The following is a 17,776-nucleotide window of genomic DNA, read 5'->3' as shown; positions in this document are numbered from 1 at the left end:
AACGGTGTCGTGGAGTCGCAGAAGCTGGACGGGATGGGTCGTGCGCGTCGTCGCGCTGCTCTTCGTCGTCCACGGCGGTCTTCTCGCGCTGTCCGAGGGTGCCAGTGCCGATTCCATGCGCCGCGACCAGTTCGGCAATGTCCTCTGCCTCGCCAGCGCCGATATCGGCCACGGCGACGACGGCGATTCGTCGAACGATCACTCGAAGGCGGCGGCCTGTTGCACGCTCGGCTGCGCCATGTTCGCCGGATGGGTCGCGCCGTCCGTCACGCCAACCGCTCCGACGGATGCCTTCGAGCCGGCTCAGCCCGCGCGGTTCCGCAGCTTTGCGGACGTGCTCGCCTCGGTGCCGGACACACCGAGAACCACACGAGGACCACCGGCGACGGCCTGAGACGGCCCCTCGCCTCGAGACGTCGGCCATTGCGAGCCCGCCACCTGCCTGACCCGATGCGTCAGGGGTCGGGCGATGTCGACGGCTCGCGCATGGCCCGAAGGTCATGCGATCGCTTCCTCGCTGCCGGACCTTCATCCATGTCGGATCTCATTCTCGATCGCCCGGGACGCGCCGCGCGCGCCGCCTCGTCGGTCGATCTCTATCGCGCCGTCTGGCGTTGGCACTTCTACGCCGGGCTGTTCGTCCTTCCATTTCTCGTGAGCCTTTCGATCACGGGTGGCCTCTATCTTTTCCGCGACGAGATCGACGCGATCGTCCATGCGGACGTGAAACGGGTTGACGCCGCGGAGGGCGCGACGCCCACCAGTCCGTCTGAGATGGTCGCGGCCGCCCTCGCCGCCCATCCTGGCACCGCGGTCAAGTACACCGATCCGGTCGACGCCGGCACCTCGGCGGAGATCACGGTGCGGACGGACGCTGGCGAACGCCTCGCCGTTTACGTCAATCCTTACGATGCCTCGGTTCTGGGCGCCTTGCCCGATCGCGGCACGATCATGTGGACCATCCGCCAGCTCCATAGCCTCAAGTTCTTCGGACCCGTCGCGCGCGGAGCCGTCGAGATCGCGGCGGGCTGGTCGATCCTCCTCGTCGCCACGGGCATCTTTCTCTGGTGGCCGCGCGGGCAGAACGGGGGCGTCGTCTCGGTGCGGGGCACCCCGGCCCGCCGGGTCTTCTGGCGCGACACGCATGCCGTCACGGGGATCGCCGTCGGCGGCTTTCTCGTCTTCCTCGCCGTGACCGGCATGCCGTGGTCGCAGGTCTGGGGCGGACAGGTGAACCAGTGGGCGAACGGCTCGAACTTCGGCTATCCGTCCGGCGTACGCACCGACGTTCCCATGTCCGGGGTCAAGCTCAGCCAGAGCGGGCCGACCAGCTGGTCGATGGAACAGGCCACCGTCCCCACGTCGGCTCCCGCCCCGCAGGCGCCGATCGGCCTCGACGCGGCTGTCGGCCAGTTCGAGACGCTCGGGCTCCACCACGGCTTCGCGCTCAACATTCCGACCACCGCTACCGGCGTCTACACCGGGTCGGTCTACCCGGACGATGCCGCCGAACAGCGCGTCGTGCATCTCGATCAGTACACCGGCAAACCGCTGATCGACATGGGCTACGCGGATTACGGCCCGCTCGGCCGCGCACTGGAATGGGGGATCAGTGTCCATCTCGGACAACAGTTCGGCCTTGCCAACCAGATCGTGCTTCTCCTGGTCTGCGTCGGCAACGTCGTCTTGGCCGTTTCGGCGGGCGTGATGTGGTGGAAGCGCCGGCCGTCCCGGTCGATGGGTGTTCCGCCGATGCCGAAGGATCGACGCGTGCTACGCGGGCTGCTGGTTTGTCTGGCGATCGGCGGCATCCTCTTCCCCCTCGTCGGCGCCTCGCTCGTCGTCATGCTTGCGATCGATTTCCTCGTGCGTCGGCTCGCTCGCCCCCTACCAGCCTGATCGAAATCCGCGGCGGACTTCGGCTCGGGAAAAGTCCGGTCCGCCCTCCCGCCCATTCAACATTGAGAACCGATCCATGGTCCATCCAACTTCCATCTTCCGGCGCTTGGCGCTTCTGTCGGTCGCCGCCGCACTTGCCGGGCCATCGCTCGGTTCGTCCCTCGCCTCGGCACATGAATACAAGGCGGGCTCGATCGAGATCGACCACCCGTGGAGCCGCGCCATGCCCCCCGGCGCCAAGACAGGCGTCGGCTACCTCGTTCTCAAGAACGAGGGCAAGGGTGCCGATCGCCTGACATCCATCACGTCGCCGGTCGCCACGGCCGTCGAGGTGCACGACATGTCGATCACGGACGGCGTGATGACGATGCGCAAGGTCGACGGCGGCCTTGCGCTGCCACCAGGCGAAGAGGCGAAACTGGCGCCCGGCGGCCTGCATCTGATGCTGGTCGGTGTGAAGGAGCCTTTTCGCGAAGGGCAGATGATCCCGCTGGAGCTCTCCTTCGAGAAGGCCGGGACGGTCGAGGTGCAGATGAAGGTGGACGCGATGGGCGCCAAGGGCGAGCACGCCGCCCACACGCCGTAAGGCGTGACCGCGACGTCCGATCACGACTTGTTTTTGAAACGCCGCCGGAGGGGCGTCGTTCCGGTTGGACCGATCGTCCGAAACGGAGCCCCTTCATGCGTCGCCTCCTCATTCCCTCGTGCCTCGGCGCGCTCGCGCTGACCGCCACGGTGCTGGCTCCCATCCAGCCGGCGCAGGCGCAGCAGGCAGCCCCCGCCGCATCCGCAGACGCCGCGCAGAGCGAACCGTTCAAGCTGCCTGAGCTTGGCTATTCCTACGATGCACTGGCGCCGATCATCGATGCCAAGACGATGGAGCTCCACCACTCCAAGCACCATCAGGCGTTCATCACGGCTCTGAACAACGCGGCCAAGACCGACCCCTCGATCGCCGATGTTCCGCTGGAGGAGCTTGTCGCGAACGCCGGGCAACGTCCGGCCGCGATCCGCAACAACGCGGGCGGCCACTGGAACCACACGTTCTTCTGGCAGATCATGGCGCCGGAAGGTCAGCGCGGCGAGCCGTCGGCCGAACTGACGGCGGCGATCAACGAATCCTTCGGATCGATGGAGGAGTTCAAGAAGGCATTCCAGACGGCCGGCACCAGCCGGTTCGGCTCCGGCTGGGCCTGGCTGATCGTCGACGGCGACAAGAAGCTCGCCGTCACATCGACGCCGAACCAGGACAATCCGCTGATGGACGTCGCGGAAAAGCGCGGCACGCCGGTACTCGGCAACGACGTGTGGGAACACGCCTATTATCTCACCTACAACAACCGCCGGGTCGACTACCTCTCCGCGTGGTGGGATGCGGTGAACTGGACGAAGGTCTCGGAGCACTACGCCAAGGCAATCGCCGGCTGAAGGACCTCACGACACGGGCGGGCGCGAGACGTCGCGCGCCCGTCCTCCTGCGGTCAGAGCGTCATGGCCAGCATGACCACGTCGACCATGCTTCGGCGCACCATGCCCCAGCTTCCGAAGTGCCGGGCGTCGACGATGCGCCTATCGATCTCGACGACCTCATGGTGTCGTCTGTCGTTGAGAATTCGCTCGTACAACCCTTGAACGGCATCGGGCGGTCCTTCGAGGATCTGCAGGACCCTCCGGTCGTCCACCGCCAGTATACCCGTCACCCCGGTCCGCTCGTTGCGCGCGCGCGACCGCTCGACGATGGCGTCGAGGTTTTCGTGCGACACGTCGTCGGAAAGATTGGATACGTAGACTAAACGCAGAAACATTGGGGCCTCCGAGCCCTTGGACCATTGCCATCCGCCGCTGAACCACGCAAGCAATCGCATGGACGGGCAGATCGCGGCGGATCTCGCCCGCAACACTGGTTGAGCGGGCGCAGGCGACCATGAGCGAGCAGGAACGCCGGCGGATCGGTCGGGAGCTGGAAATCAGCAGCGGCCTCAGTGCCGATCCATTCGCCTCTGCCGTGCGCGTGACGCGCATGCCGATGATCATCACGAACCCGCGCGAAGACGACAATCCGATCGTCTTCTGCAACGACGCCTTCCTCCGGTTGACGGGCTACGACCGCGACGAGATCATCGGTCGCAACTGCCGTTTCCTTCAGGGTCCCGCGACCAATCAGGACGACGTCGGTCGCCTTCGGGACGCGATCGACGCGCGGCAGTCGATCGAGATCGACCTCCTCAACTATCGCAAGGACGGGACGACGTTCTGGAACGCGCTTCTCGTTTCGCCCGTCTTCCAGGACGGCGAACTCGCGTATTTTTTCGCGTCGCAGTTCGACGTGACGGATCGTAAGCGGGCGGAGGAGCATCGGTTCCTCCTCAACCGCGAACTGGATCATCGTGTAAAAAACACGCTGGCGACCGTGCAGAGCGTGGTGCTTCAGACGCTGCGCGATGCGAAGGTTCCGTCGAACGTCGCCTCGGCGGTGTCGGGGCGCATTCAGGCGCTGGCGCGCAGCCACGACGTGCTGACCGCCGAAGCTTGGGCCAGTGCCCTTCTCAGCGACGTCGTGAAGGGAGCCCTCGAACCGCTGCATGCCAGCGTCGGCGACCGACTGACGGTGGAAGGGCCCGAGGTCCGCCTCAAGCCGCGCATTGCGACCATGCTCTCGCTCGCTGTACATGAAATGGCGGAAAACGCCCTGCAGCATGGAAGCCTGTCGAACCGGGAAGGCACCGTCGAGATCCGCTGGTCGGTCGACGACGATCATCTCGACTTCGGCTGGTACGAGCACGGTGGGCCGCCGGTCTCGCAGCCGACGCGCACCGGTTACGGAACCCGCATCGTGGAACGCGTGCTGGCCGCGGAATTTGCCGGCACAGCGACGATCGAGTTCAAGCCGGAAGGTTTCACCTTCCGCCTGCGTGCCCCGCTCCAGCCTCTCGGCCGCGAAGCGACGAGTTGGACCTTTCCATAAGGGCGCCCGCGACGGCCATCCCTTCAACCGAGTAGATCGCGCACCGCTCGCTCGAAAACGCCCGCACCGATCGGGATCAGCGCATCGGGGAAGTCGTAGTCGGGGTTGTGGAGGCGGGGATGATCCACCCCGGCACCCAGGAAGAACATTGCCGAGCGGGCATGGTCGCCGAACCGCCCGAAGTCTTCCGACGGGAACATCGGCAGGCCCGGCGAGTGCTTGACACCCTCCGCATCCAAGGCCGCCTGAAGCATGCGCACCGCCTCCGGGTGGTTCTCGCAGTGCCGGAACACGTCGTCGTAGGTGACTGCCAGCTCGAGCCCGTGTTTCGAAGCGGTGCGATGCGCCAGTGCTTCGGCCTCGTGTCGGAGAGCTTCCATGCTGCCGTCGCGAAGGGTCCGCAGCGTCGTCCACACTTCGGCATGCCCTGGCGCGATCCCGAAGGCCGCTTCCCCCAGCCGCGCGTGTGTCACCGTCGCCAGACGGAACGCCTCGTCGAGTTCGCGGCCTTGGCTCAACTGCGGCAGGGCTTCGATCAGTTCGGCCAATGCCGTCGCTGGCGAAATTCCATCCCACGGCATCGACGCATGGGCGGTGCGGCCCGTCAACACGATCCGCATGCCGCGCGAAGCGCAATTGACGGGCCCCTCGCGCAGCGCGACTTCGCCGAAGGGCAGTCCCGGGAGATTGTGCAGGGAGAGCGCGTAGTCGGGCGTCAGGTCTGCAAAGCGCGGGTCGTCGATGACGCGCGCGGCGCCCTCCCCGGTTTCTTCGGCAGGCTGGAAGAGGAGGACGACGCGTCCTCGTTCCGGCCCGCGCTCGGCCAGCCGGTGAGCCAGCAACATCAGGATCGCGCTATGGCCGTCATGGCCGCAGAGATGGCCGACACCTGCATTACGGGATCGGTGAGGGGAATTTCCGATCTCTGCGATCGGCAGCGCGTCCAGTTCGGAGCGGAGAAGGACCGTCGGTCCATGCGCCCGGCCACGCCACATGGCAGCGACGCCATGCCCGCCGAGGCCCGTGAACATCTCATCCGGACCGCAAGCCTGCAGACGTTCGGCAATGACCCCAGCCGTCCAGGCCTCGGCATTCGAGACTTCGGGGTGGGCGTGCAGGAGATGGCGAAGCGCTACGATCTCCGTCAAATGGGGATCGCTTGCCGGCATCGGACAACTCGCTCGAATGGACGATCAACAGTGGTTGGGAAACGGCGCGGATGCCCACGCGTCGAAAATCGCTGTATCGACGTACCGCGACGCGAGGGCGGCGGGACGGTACCGGACCGTCCCGCCGCTGATCTTTTCTTACTTGGCCTTGGCGGTCTTGGGCGCCTTCGCCTTCGGAGCGGCCTCGACGTTCACCGCGTCCTTCAGACCCTTGCCCGGCGTGAACTTGGCGACGTTGCGCGCCGGGATATCGACCTCGGCGCCCGTCGACGGGTTGCGGCCCTTCGAGGCTGCACGGTGGGAGACGGAGAACGTGCCGAAGCCGACGAGACGAACATCGTCGCCCTTCGCCATGGCATCCTGAAGCGCGTCGAAGACGGCGTCGACGGCAGTGGTGGCATCCTGCTTCGAAAGCTTGGACTTGTCCGCCACCGCGGCGACGAGTTCGTTCTTGTTCATACACAGTCTCCAGCGTTGAATTAGTCGCACCGACTCGGTGAGATACACTGCGGAAAAGATGGTCGGCCTTCAAGGTCGAGATGGTGCCAAACCCACCAAAACAAGGGCCTTGAACGAAAAATGCCGCCCGGAGGGCGGCATTCTGATCGTTTTTGACCTCAATGGACGTCTCAGTGCGCGACGGCGCCCTGCGAATCGTCCTTCTGCTTGGCGAGGTGAGCCGCGGCATCTTCCTCGGTCCACTCGATCGGCTGCGGCGTGCGCAACAGCGCGTGCTGCAGCACCTCGCCCATCCGCGAGACCGGAACGATCTCCAGATTGTTCTTCACGTTGTCCGGAATGTCGGCGAGATCCTTGGCGTTTTCGGCCGGGATCAGAACCTTCGTCATTCCTCCGCGAAGAGCGGCCAGGAGCTTTTCCTTCAACCCGCCGATCGGCAGCACCCTGCCGCGCAGCGTAACCTCGCCCGTCATGGCGATGTCGCGGCGGACCGGGATGCCCGTCATCACCGAGATGATGGCGGTGGCCATCGCAATGCCGGCGGACGGACCGTCCTTCGGCGTCGCACCCTCCGGCACGTGGACGTGGATGTCCCGCTTGTCGAAGAGCGGCGGCTCGATGCCGTACTCGATCGCCCTGCTGCGGACGTAGGACGCAGCGGCGGAGATCGACTCCTTCATCACGTCCTTCAGGTTGCCCGTCACCGTCATCTTGCCCTTGCCGGGCATCATGACGCCTTCGATCGTCAGCAGTTCGCCGCCGACCTCGGTCCAGGCAAGACCCGTTACCACGCCGACCTGGTCCTCAGCTTCCGCCTCGCCGTAGCGATAGCGAGGCACGCCGAGGTAATCAGCGAGATTGGCGGCCGTGACCTCGACCGACGTCACTTCGCCCTTCAGGATCCGCGTCACCGCCTTGCGTGCCAGCTTGGACAGCTCGCGCTCGTAGGAGCGCACGCCGGCCTCGCGGGTGTAACGACGGGCGATCTCGCGCAACGCGTCCTCGCCGACGGAGAACTCGTGCGGCTGCAGCGCGTGGTCCTTGATCGCCTTCGGCAAGAGGTGCCGCTTGGCAATCTCGATCTTCTCGTCCTCCGTGTACCCGGCGATGCGGATCAACTCCATGCGGTCCATCAGCGGACCGGGGATGTTGAGCGTATTGGCCGTCGTCACGAACATCGTCGACGAGAGGTCGTACTCGACCTCGAGATAGTGATCCATGAACGTCGCGTTCTGCTCCGGATCAAGCACCTCAAGCAAAGCCGACGATGGATCGCCGCGGAAGTCCTGGCCCATCTTGTCGATCTCGTCGAGCAGGAAGAGCGGGTTGTTCCGCTTGGCCTTCTTCAGCGACTGGATCACCTTGCCGGGCATGGAGCCGATATAAGTGCGGCGATGACCGCGGATCTCGGCCTCGTCGCGCACGCCGCCGAGCGCCATGCGGACATACTCGCGTCCGGTCGCACGCGCGATCGACTTGGCGAGCGAGGTCTTGCCGACGCCCGGAGGGCCGACGAGGCACAGGATCGGACCCTTGAGTTTCGCCTGACGGCTCTGCACGGCCAGATACTCGACGATGCGCTCCTTGACCTTATCGAGGCCGTAGTGCTCCTCCTCAAGGATCTCCTCGGCCTTCTTGAGGTCGATGCGAACCTTCGAGGCCTTGCCCCACGGCAGGCCGAGCAGCCAGTCGAGATAGTTGCGCACGACGGTCGCTTCGGCGGACATCGGGCTCATCTGCCGCAGCTTCTTCAGCTCGGCCGAGGCCTTCTCCTTGCCTTCCTTGGAGAGCTTCGTCTTCTTGATGCGCTCCTCGATCTCGGCAAGCTCGTCGCGGCCTTCCTCGCCGTCGCCGAGCTCCTTCTGGATCGCCTTCATCTGCTCGTTCAGGTAGTACTCGCGCTGCGTCTTCTCCATCTGGCGCTTGACGCGCGAGCGGATGCGCTTCTCCACCTGGAGAACCGAGATTTCGGACTCCATGAAGCTGAGGGCGCGCTCGAGGCGCTCCTGAACGCTGACGATCCCGAGCATTTCCTGCTTCTCGGGGATCTTGATCGCAAGATGCGAGGCGACCGTATCGGCGAGCTTGGAGTAGTCGTCGATCTGGCCGGCCGCACCGACGACCTCGGGCGAGATCTTCTTGTTCAGCTTGACGTAGTTCTCGAACTCCGAGATCACCGAACGAGCCAGCGCCTCGACCTCGACCGCGTCATCCTCGACCTCGGGAACGATCGTGGCGTGCGCCTCGTGCCAGTCGGTGCGATCGGTAAAGCCCGAGATCTTCGCGCGCGATACGCCCTCGACCAGCACCTTCACAGTGCCGTCCGGAAGCTTGAGAAGCTGGAGGACGTTCGCGAGGGTTCCCAGATCGTAGATCGCCTCGGGAGCGGGATCCTCGTCGCCCGCGTTCTTCTGCGTCGCCAAGAGAATCTGCTTGTCGGCGCCCATGACCTCCTCGAGCGCGCGGATGGACTTCTCGCGCCCCACGAAGAGGGGGACGATCATATGCGGGAACACCACGATGTCGCGGAGCGGCAGGACCGGATACTGACCGGCCTCGGCAGGCGCGTCGGCTGTGAACGTCGGGTCTGACATGCTTGTCCTTTCTGCGGCCTAGGCCGCTGGAGGCCCTTTCGCATCGGCCCAAATGGCGCCGGATCGAAAGGCCTTCTCGCAACTGCAATGTGGTCGCCGTTCTCCCTCCGTTCAACCCGTGGCACCCGGCCGCAGGCGGTTCAATGGTGAACGGTGCGGTCGGCGAACCGCCTCTTACAAAAGTTAAGCCCGCCCCGGCGCTCCGGAGCGGGCTTGATAGGCTCAGACGGTCCGGTTGGAGCGTGCGTCAGGCACTCGCGGTCTCTTTCTCGTCCTTGCGGTCCGAGTAGATGTAGAGCGGCCGCGCGTTGCCATCGATGACCTCTTCCGAGATCACCACTTCCTGCACGCCTTCCAGCGTCGGCAGATCGAACATCGTGTCCAGCAGCATCGACTCCATAATGGAGCGAAGGCCCCGGGCGCCGGTCTTGCGCTCGATCGCCTTGCGGGCGATCGCCTTCAGCGCGTCGTCGTGGAAGGAGAGCTCCACGTTCTCCATCTCGAACAGGCGCTGGTACTGCTTGACGAGAGCGTTCTTCGGCTCGACCAGGATCTGAACCAGCGCCGGCTCGTCGAGGTCCTCGAGCGTCGCCAGGACCGGCAGACGACCTACGAACTCGGGGATCAGACCGAACTTCAGGAGATCCTCGGGCTCGACCTTGCGGAAGAGCTCGCCGGTGCGGCGATCCTCCGGGCTCTCGACATTGGCGCCGAAACCGATCGAAGTCTTGCGGCCGCGGTCCGAGATGATCCGATCGAGGCCGGCGAAAGCGCCGCCGCAGATGAAGAGGATGTTCGCCGTATCCACCTGCAGGAACTCCTGCTGCGGATGCTTGCGTCCACCCTGCGGAGGTACGGACGCAACCGTGCCTTCCATGATCTTCAGAAGCGCCTGCTGCACGCCCTCGCCCGACACGTCGCGCGTGATCGACGGATTGTCGGACTTGCGGCTGATCTTGTCGATCTCGTCGATGTAGACGATGCCGCGCTGCGCGCGCTCGACATTGTAGTCGGCCGACTGCAGGAGCTTCAGAATGATGTTCTCGACGTCCTCGCCGACGTAACCGGCCTCGGTCAGCGTCGTGGCGTCCGACATGGTGAAGGGCACGTCGAGAATGCGGGCGAGCGTTTGGGCGAGCAGCGTCTTGCCGCAGCCGGTCGGACCGATCAGCAGGATGTTGGACTTCGCCAGCTCGACGTCGTTGTTCTTGGACGCGTGCGCGAGGCGCTTGTAATGGTTGTGGACCGCGACCGACAGGACCTTCTTGGCGAAGGACTGGCCGATGACATAGTCGTCGAGGACCTTGATGATCTCCTGCGGGGTCGGAACGCCCTCGCGGGACTTCACCATGGAGGACTTGTTCTCCTCCCGGATGATGTCCATGCAGAGCTCGACGCACTCGTCGCAGATGAAGACCGTCGGCCCGGCGATCAGCTTGCGGACTTCGTGTTGGCTCTTTCCGCAGAAAGAGCAGTAGAGCGTGTTCTTGCTGTCGCCGCCGCTCACTTTGCTCATCGTTCTTCCTTCCGTTCCGTACCTCGGACGTGGAGGTCCGGAGATAGGTCGAGTGACCCGTGACTCATCCTATGCTGCACCGCGAACAAAGCAACCGCCCGCCGCGGACGCGGTTCCGGCCTCGGGCCCTCTCGCATCCGTGACAGTCTAGCGACGCTATCCTTGATCGACGCTTAAGAGAGGCTAAGCCCGCCTCGTGGCGACTTCAAGGACGGTTGCGTCCGCAAGGCATCAGGACGAGATGGCCGCCTCGACCGCCTCGCGGGTCGAGTGCACCTTGTCGATCAAGCCGAAATCCTTGGCCTCGTCCGCCGTCATGAAATGGTCACGGTCGAGCGTGCGTTCAATGGTCTCGTAGTCCTGGCCGGTGTGCTGGACATAGACCTCGTTGAGGCGACGCTTCAGCTTGATGATGTCGAGCGCGTGACGCTCGATGTCCGACGCCTGTCCGGAGAAGCCGCCCGACGGCTGGTGCACCATAATTCTCGCGTTCGGGGTCGCAAAGCGCATGTCCTTGTGACCGGCGCAGAGCAGAAGCGAGCCCATCGACGCAGCCTGCCCGATGCAGAGCGTCGAGACGGCCGGCTTGATGAACTGCATCGTGTCGTAGATCGCCATGCCCGACGTCACCACGCCGCCCGGCGAGTTAATGTAAAGCGCGATCTCCTTCTTCGGGTTCTCGGCCTCGAGGAAGAGCAGCTGCGCGCAGACGAGCGTCGCCATGCCGTCCTCGATCGGGCCCGTGATGAAGATCACGCGCTCCTTCAGGAGCCGGGAGAAGATGTCATAGGCCCGCTCGCCCCGGTTCGTCTGCTCGACGACCATCGGAACAAGGTTCATCATGGTCTCGACGGGATGCTTCATGGTGGTCTCTCGTGAAGGGGCTGGCCGACGCCGTGTCGGTCGAATCAGGCTCGGTATTCCGCTTGCCTAGATAGGGCGCGTGGGGCGGCCTGCGCAAGAAGGTGCCCTTTTCGGGTGGCAGCCCCGCGCGAGCCAGGCTCTGGGAGCTCGTCCGAAAGGTAAGCCGGCTCGGCTCGTCGGTGCTCTCCGCCACCTTTTCCGTTCCCGGTCCATGCCGATGCCGCCGGCCTCGACTGCGTTCGGCGCCTCATGGGCGACGAAAACGCCTCTTCGATGCTCCGCCGGGACTTTCCGGACGGGCCCTCAGCGCGACGGGTCGCCATCGTCCTCGTCGGGATCCTTGGGGTCGGGCGGTATGATCGTGCCGTCCGGATTTCGAGTGACCGTTCTCAGGCTGGAGCGATCCGTCGCCTTCGTCGCGGCAGGCGCGCCAGCTTCCGCGGCGTTCGTGCCTTCTGCGGCCGCTTCCGTTCCGATGCCGGCCACGCGCAGCGGCGGCGCCTCGTGCGACTTCGTCTCGCCGAACCAGACGGTGGTCTGCGGGAAGGGAATCTCGATGCCGCGCTCGTCCATCATCTCCTTGATGACCTCCTTGTAGAGGCGTCCGATCCCCCATTGCTTGCCCGGCAGCGTTCTCACCCGCCCGCGCACGACGACCGCGTTGTCGCCGAGCGTCTCGACGCCGAGCATCTCGAAATCCGCGATGATGCTCGTTCCCTCGGGCGTTTCGCGCACGCGCTGGAACGCGTCCAGCATCACCGCCTTCACCTCCCCGACCTTCTCCCGATAGGCGACCGAGACGTCCGCCACGAAGTTCGAGAAGTCCTTCGTCATGTTGGCGACCTGATCGACCGACGAGAAGGGAATCAGGTGATAGGTGCCGTCGAGCGAGCGCAGGCTCACCGAGCGGATCGTCAGCTTCTCGACGACCCCCGATACCGAACCGAGCTGCACGACGTCGCCCTCGTTCAGGGCGTTCTCGATCTGGATGAACGCCCCGGTGATGATGTCTTGGACAAGCTTCTGCGCGCCGAAACCGACCGCGAGGCCGACGACGCCGGCACCTGCCAAGAGCGGCGCGATGTTGATGCCGATCTGCGAGAGCACCAGCATCAGCACGATCAACGCCAGCGCGATCGTCAGAGCATTCTTGAACAGCGACAGGAGAGTGCGCTCGCGAGCCGTCGGCACCGAGCCGAAGTTCGGGTTGAGCCGGTATTCCACCCAGGACGAGAAGACGAGATGGATGCCGAAACCGACGGTCAGGATCACGAGGGCCCCGATCAGGGCGCTCGTCAATCGCCGGCCGACATCGCTCGACGCGAAGGACTGGAGATCGATGATCGACCAGGCGTGAAGGATGACCCCGATCACGACGGCGATGACGATGATCCGCAGGATCAGGAGAAGCTTGGGAATGAAGCCGTTGATCCGGCGCTCCAGAAGCGGGAACCGCTCGCTGGTGGCCGCCGACACGCGGATGCCCCGAACGATGAACCGCGTCAGGATCGTGACGACCAACCCTCCGACCGCCATCGCAGCGATCGAAACCAGCGAGGCGCCGAGCATGAATTGAAACCCGTTGCGCGGACTGCTGATCCAAAGAGCGAAGAGGGCTGTCACGAAGGACGCCGCCAGCAGCCACCAGAGGTGGCCGAGAAGGTGATGAACGCGCGCCTGCGGGTTGCGCGCGCCCTCGCGATACGCTCGCTGCAGCCGCAGCTTCACGCGTTCCCGGTTGGCCAGCACGAGCCACAGCATCACGAGGTAGGCCACCGTCACGACGAGGAAGCGGACGGCATTGCCGGCCGCGATGCTCGAGATCGACTGCACCACCGGCGCAACGAAGAGGAACGTGTAGCCGAGAAGCGTGATCACCAGAGCGAGCCGACGATACCAGTAGCGCGCCTGCCCGTCGCTGAAGGGGGTCAACCGAAGAGGCGGATTGTGAGGAGCGACGAAGGCCGCGAGCCCGACCTTGATCAATTCGGTCAAGGCGAAGGCATTGAGAAACAGCGCTTCGTTGATGTCGGGCGGACCGCCGGACAGAACGAGCGAGGTCGCATGGCCTGCGGCCGCAGCCAGGATCACCGTCAGCGCGTCGGCGAGCATCGCGCCGGCCGCGAGCGACAGCCTCAGGACCGGCGATTTGGGCTTCGCCTTCGATCCGAGCCAGTGCACCAGACGGCGACGCGGCAACGACACCAGCGCGAGAGCCAGGAGCGTCGCGATCGCGATGGTCGAGACCGGCAGGATGGCCTGCCAGACGCGGGGCAGATTGATCGCCTGCGCTCCCGAAAGGAACGCGCCGGCCTGGGCGACGAGACCGGCGACCTCCGTGGTGCCCTCCTGAAGCGCCGCCACGGTGGAACGGGTGTAGGAGGCAAGGTGGGCCGGCACGGATTCGGAGAGATCGCCCTCCCCGGTCAGGATCGGCGTCTCGGTCGAGGAGGTCTCGGTCGAGGGCTGGTAGGCGCTGGCCTTCAGCGTCTCGATCAACCTGTTGCGCGTCGCTTCGGTCTCGAGGATGCGGATCAGCTCGTCGAGGTCCTTGCGCTGATCGTCGGACGGCGCTCCCGCCGATGTCTCCGTCCCACTGGTCGCCGTCGGCAGCTTGGGAAGAAGGTTCGTGGTCTGCGCTCGCAGCGGCTGAGGAAGAATCGTCGAGGCGACGAGAAGGCCGAACGCGAGAAGCAGCGCTCGAGCACCGGTGTGTCGGATCATGGAGCTCCGGTCCGTGGCGGGCATGGGTCTTCGCCGGGCCGGATGAAAGCCTGCGCCCGGGCGGTTCGAGGTCCCGAACTAGAGTCCGGATGCGACGAAGCCATGGCAGGTCGCGAAATCCTGCGACCGTCCCAAACGAAAAAGGCCGCCCCTGAGGGCGGCCTTCTCGATACGAACTTATGAAGCCGTGATCAGGCGGCCGAGGACAGCTCTTCCTCGTCGTCCTTCATCAGCTCGTCCTTGGTGACGGTCTTGTCCGTCACGGCCACGGTCGCGAGGAGGTGGTCGACGACCTTCTCCTCGTAGATCGGGGCGCGCAGGCTCTGGATCGCTTCCGGCGTCTTGCGGAAGTAGTCGTAGACCTGCTGCTCCTGACCCGGGTACTGGCGCACCTGGTCGATGACCGCGCGCTGCAGCTCCTCGTCCGACACCGTCACGCCGGCCTTCTCGCCGATCTCCGACAGGACCAGACCGAGACGGACGCGGCGCTCGGCGAGCTTGCGATACTCCGCGCGCGCCTTCTCCTCGGTCGTGTCCTCGTCCTCGAAGCTCTTGCCGCTCTGCTCGAGCTCGCGCGACACCTGGTTCCAGATGTTGTTGAACTCGGCCTCGACGAGCTTCTCGGGCAGCTCGAACGAATACTCGGCGTCGAGCTGGTCGAGGAGCTGACGCTTCACCTTCTGCCGGGTCGCCTGACCGAACTGGCTTTCGATCTGGCCGCGAACGATCTCGCGCAGGCGGGCGATCGACTCGAGGCCCAGCTTCTTGGCGAGCTCGTCGTCGAGTTCCATCGCGTCGGGCGCCGCCACGGCCTTCACCGTCACCGCGAACTCGGCGTCCTTGCCCGCGAGATGGGCGGCACCGTAGTCCTCCGGGAACTTGACGTTGACCGTCTTCTCCTCACCGGCCTTCACGCCGACGAGCTGGTCCTCGAAGCCCGGGATGAACTGGCCCGAGCCGAGCACGAGGTTGGAGTCCTCGGCCGAACCGCCCTGGAACGCCTCGCCGTCGACCTTGCCGACGAAATCCATCGTGACGCGGTCGCCGTTCTCGGCGGCGCCGTCCTTCGGCTGGAAGGTGCGGGCGCTCTCGGCGATGCGCTTGACCTGATCCTCGACTTCCTCGTCGCCGATCTCGACGACCGGACGCTCGATCTTGATGCCGTCCGTCTCCTTCAGGTCGAAGGTCGGCAGCGTCTCGTAGGCGACGGTGAAGCGGAAGTCGCTCTCGCCGCGCAGGACCTTCTCGGCCTCGCCCTCGTCCTCGGTCATCTGGATCTCGGGCTGCATCGCTGAGCGCTCGTTGCGCTCCGCGATTACCGAGCGCGGGGTCTCGTTGATGATCTGGTTGACGATCTCGGCCATGACGGAGCGGCCATACGACTTGCGCATGTGGCTCATCGGCACCTTGCCGGGGCGGAAGCCCTTGATCTTGACCTGATCCTTGATCTCGTAGAGGCGAGTCTGCAGACGCGCTTCGAGATCGGACGCCGGCACGACGATCTCGATCTCGCGCTTCAGGCCTTCGGCCTTGGTTTCCCTAACCTGCATCGTCAACCCTTCATGGTCTCGACCGGCGGCCCTTCAGACCCGCCGCCGATCCTGATTGAATCTCGTTGGCGCCGAGCAGGCGCGGGCCGGGAGATCCGGACCTGAACGCCGCGGGCTGTCGGAACGCAACACCCGCCACCCGGCCATCCCGGCCTTTTAGTTGAGCGACCCTAGTCGATCAAGGGGCATGGGAAATGCTTTGCGGCATCGAGCCATGGCAAAACGGGTTCGTCAAATCGGCTCGCAGTGGACGTCTGCCGGCCACGTCCATGCCGGTTCGCCGCATGAAAACGGCAAAAGCCGGCTGATCGCCGTGTGCGCCCTCAGACGCTCAGGCTCTTCCCTCCGGAACTACGGCAGGGGTGAGCGACGGGACGCGCCGAGCGCGAAGGAACCGCTGCGCCGGCAACTCCACGCACTCGTGGAGCAAAGCCGAAGCGGCGAGCGATGCAAGGACGAACACCGGAAGAGCCCATGAACCGTAAACGTTGGTTTCGACGAGATACGCGATGACCGGATGCAGAAGGTAGAGAGCGAACGATGTGGCTCCGAGATATCGAACAGGTCGAGACGCCAGCACACGCGAAACCACCCCTTCTCCGCGAGCCAGGATATAGATGAGCAAAGCCGCGGGGACGGCCGGGGCAAGGCTGTTGCCGAACCAGAACGAGCCGGCCGCCCCCCATTCGGGCAAATACGGAAAGAGCAAGGCGCCCGCTAGCGTCAGGTTGAACAGCACGAGGGCACCGGCGAGGAACTCCAGGGCTGTCGCGGACCAGAGGCCCCTCGTGGTTCGGCGATCGCGCGACAGGAAAACCGTGCATGCCATCATTCCACAGGTGAACTCGAAGAGCCGAGCCAGTGGGTTCACCATGACGATCCCGAGATAGTCTACGGACGTCGAAGATGGAGCATAGCCCGGCAGCTTCGTGGCGTTCGCGGCCCAGACGCAAAGTGCCCCGAGCAGAAGCATCGATCCAAGGGTAGCAGCCTTCTGCAACCGGAGCCCGTAGAGCAGAACCGGGAAAGCTGCGTAGAACGCCATTTCCGTCGACAGGCTCCAACTCACGCTATTGTACGCGAAATAGGTGCTGCCGACCGGGACCCAGCTCTGCAGCAGCAGGAGGTTCGCCAAAAGGTTCACCATCGAGCCTTCGTAGCCGAAGACGAAGAACCAGATCCCGAGCGCCGCGAGGTGAGAAGGAAAAACCTTGGCAGCACGGGCATAGATGAACTGCCCAGCTTCCCGGAAGCCCAACACCGTCCGATACTGATAGGTCAGGATGAACCCGGAAAGGACGAAGAAGATCGAAACACCCTGGGCGAGGCTTCCACCCTCGTTCCAGGCGTCGCTCGGCATCAGACGACCCGATATGTGATGGATGACGATCGCGGCAGCAGCGAAGAACCGGAGCCCGGTCAATGCTCCGAGATGTCGACGCTGCCCCATCTCCCGCCCCCCAGAAACAACTCAGGGTGCCTGATGACACACTTCGCCGGCGAGGGTCCACTGTTCTCGGTTGCCGAGCCAACTTCGGACGACCGAAGGCCGACTTCCGACCGATGAGAAGCCCGCTTCGCGGACCGCGGAAGGCGAAAGCGTCTGCATCGAACTTTCGCCGCCAATGCCTCACCCACCGAGACTGAAAGCGATTTCGTCTAACGGCTCGACGGTAAGTGGGTCGGATTTGGTGCGGGTGGAGGGACTCGAACCCCCACGCTTTTGGCGCTAGAACCTAAATCTAGTGCGTCTACCAGTTTCGCCACACCCGCACGGTCGCGCCACGACATGCGGTGCGCCGCGTCGCTATAGCATCGCCCGTCCGGGCACGCCACGACGAAAAGGGGCTGCGCCGAAGGCTCGCTACGGCCTTTGGCTCGGATCAGGCTCGGATCACGACGTCCTTTCAAGACCGTTAACGCAGGCCGCTTTCCATGCCGGTCTCGCAGCATTGTGCATTGCACAATCCGCAAGGCTGCCATGCAGTTCGGGCCCTGACCAGCCAAGGTTAAACCGATTATATCTGGCTTATCGA

14 protein-coding genes and 1 tRNA gene are annotated in these 17,776 nt (G+C 64.7%); 5 read left to right on the top strand and 10 right to left on the bottom strand.

Features of this window, described 5'->3' with window-relative positions; all coding sequences use genetic code 11:
- Positions 1 to 40: 40 nt before the first annotated feature.
- The 4 genes from ASF65_RS01465 to ASF65_RS01450 all read left to right on the top strand — a co-directional run bounded on the left by ASF65_RS01465 (position 41) and on the right by ASF65_RS01450 (position 3,327).
- On the top strand, positions 41 to 394 hold the full coding sequence (locus ASF65_RS01465) for a DUF2946 family protein (protein ID WP_055884063.1): 354 nt from the start codon (positions 41 to 43) through the stop codon (positions 392 to 394).
- Between the two features lie 140 nt (positions 395 to 534).
- Positions 535 to 1,899 (top strand): PepSY domain-containing protein, encoded by a 1,365-nt coding sequence (locus ASF65_RS01460; protein WP_055884060.1) that lies wholly within the window; start codon positions 535 to 537, stop codon positions 1,897 to 1,899.
- Between the two features lie 76 nt (positions 1,900 to 1,975).
- Complete coding sequence (locus ASF65_RS01455) at positions 1,976 to 2,485, top strand: copper chaperone PCu(A)C (protein ID WP_055884057.1); 510 nt, start codon at positions 1,976 to 1,978, stop codon at positions 2,483 to 2,485.
- A 95-nt stretch (positions 2,486 to 2,580) separates the two neighbouring features.
- Positions 2,581 to 3,327: a superoxide dismutase gene (locus tag ASF65_RS01450; RefSeq protein ID WP_055884054.1), complete on the top strand. Its 747-nt coding sequence runs from the start codon at positions 2,581 to 2,583 to the stop codon at positions 3,325 to 3,327.
- 53 nt (positions 3,328 to 3,380) lie between these two features.
- Here ASF65_RS01450 and ASF65_RS01445 read toward each other — a convergent pair whose 3' ends face one another.
- Positions 3,381 to 3,764, bottom strand: a complete 384-nt coding sequence (locus ASF65_RS01445; protein WP_082505097.1) for a BLUF domain-containing protein — start codon at positions 3,762 to 3,764, stop codon at positions 3,381 to 3,383.
- A 59-nt stretch (positions 3,765 to 3,823) separates the two neighbouring features.
- Between ASF65_RS01445 and ASF65_RS01440 the strand changes: the two genes are divergently transcribed.
- Positions 3,824 to 4,864: an HWE histidine kinase domain-containing protein gene (locus ASF65_RS01440; RefSeq protein WP_055884048.1), complete on the top strand. Its 1,041-nt coding sequence runs from the start codon at positions 3,824 to 3,826 to the stop codon at positions 4,862 to 4,864.
- Between the two features lie 23 nt (positions 4,865 to 4,887).
- On the opposite strand, the gene ASF65_RS01435 is transcribed toward ASF65_RS01440, so the two are convergent.
- The 9 genes from ASF65_RS01435 to ASF65_RS01395 all read right to left on the bottom strand — a co-directional run bounded on the left by ASF65_RS01435 (position 4,888) and on the right by ASF65_RS01395 (position 17,513).
- The gene (locus ASF65_RS01435; RefSeq protein WP_055884044.1) at positions 4,888 to 6,033 is read right to left on the bottom strand and encodes an amidohydrolase; all 1,146 of its coding nucleotides are present in this window, start codon (positions 6,031 to 6,033) and stop codon (positions 4,888 to 4,890) included.
- Between the two features lie 138 nt (positions 6,034 to 6,171).
- Entirely contained in the window at positions 6,172 to 6,492 is a 321-nt protein-coding gene (locus tag ASF65_RS01430) for an HU family DNA-binding protein (protein ID WP_055884041.1), read from the bottom strand.
- A 170-nt stretch (positions 6,493 to 6,662) separates the two neighbouring features.
- Positions 6,663 to 9,086 (bottom strand): endopeptidase La, encoded by a 2,424-nt coding sequence (lon, locus tag ASF65_RS01425; protein ID WP_055884039.1) that lies wholly within the window; start codon positions 9,084 to 9,086, stop codon positions 6,663 to 6,665.
- 247 nt (positions 9,087 to 9,333) lie between these two features.
- Positions 9,334 to 10,602, bottom strand: a complete 1,269-nt coding sequence (gene clpX, locus ASF65_RS01420; RefSeq protein WP_055884037.1) for an ATP-dependent Clp protease ATP-binding subunit ClpX — start codon at positions 10,600 to 10,602, stop codon at positions 9,334 to 9,336.
- Between the two features lie 231 nt (positions 10,603 to 10,833).
- Positions 10,834 to 11,466: an ATP-dependent Clp protease proteolytic subunit gene (locus ASF65_RS01415; protein ID WP_055884034.1), complete on the bottom strand. Its 633-nt coding sequence runs from the start codon at positions 11,464 to 11,466 to the stop codon at positions 10,834 to 10,836.
- A 303-nt stretch (positions 11,467 to 11,769) separates the two neighbouring features.
- Positions 11,770 to 14,190, bottom strand: coding sequence for a mechanosensitive ion channel domain-containing protein (locus ASF65_RS01410; protein ID WP_162239439.1), 2,421 nt, complete (start codon positions 14,188 to 14,190; stop codon positions 11,770 to 11,772).
- A 191-nt stretch (positions 14,191 to 14,381) separates the two neighbouring features.
- A complete protein-coding gene (gene tig / locus ASF65_RS01405; RefSeq protein WP_055884985.1) occupies positions 14,382 to 15,740 on the bottom strand; it encodes a trigger factor in 1,359 nt (452 codons plus the stop codon).
- A gap of 331 nt (positions 15,741 to 16,071) precedes the next feature.
- A complete protein-coding gene (locus ASF65_RS01400; protein WP_082505096.1) occupies positions 16,072 to 17,190 on the bottom strand; it encodes an acyltransferase in 1,119 nt (372 codons plus the stop codon).
- Positions 17,191 to 17,429: 239 nt separating this feature from the next.
- Positions 17,430 to 17,513: transfer RNA gene (locus tag ASF65_RS01395), tRNA-Leu, on the bottom strand.
- Between the last annotated feature and the right edge of the window lie 263 nt (positions 17,514 to 17,776).

The organism is Aureimonas sp. Leaf324, from assembly GCF_001423245.1.
GTDB lineage: Bacteria > Pseudomonadota > Alphaproteobacteria > Rhizobiales > Rhizobiaceae > Aureimonas.
The sequence above is the reverse complement of the archived record's forward strand: the minus strand, read 5'-3'. Positions and strand labels throughout refer to the sequence as shown.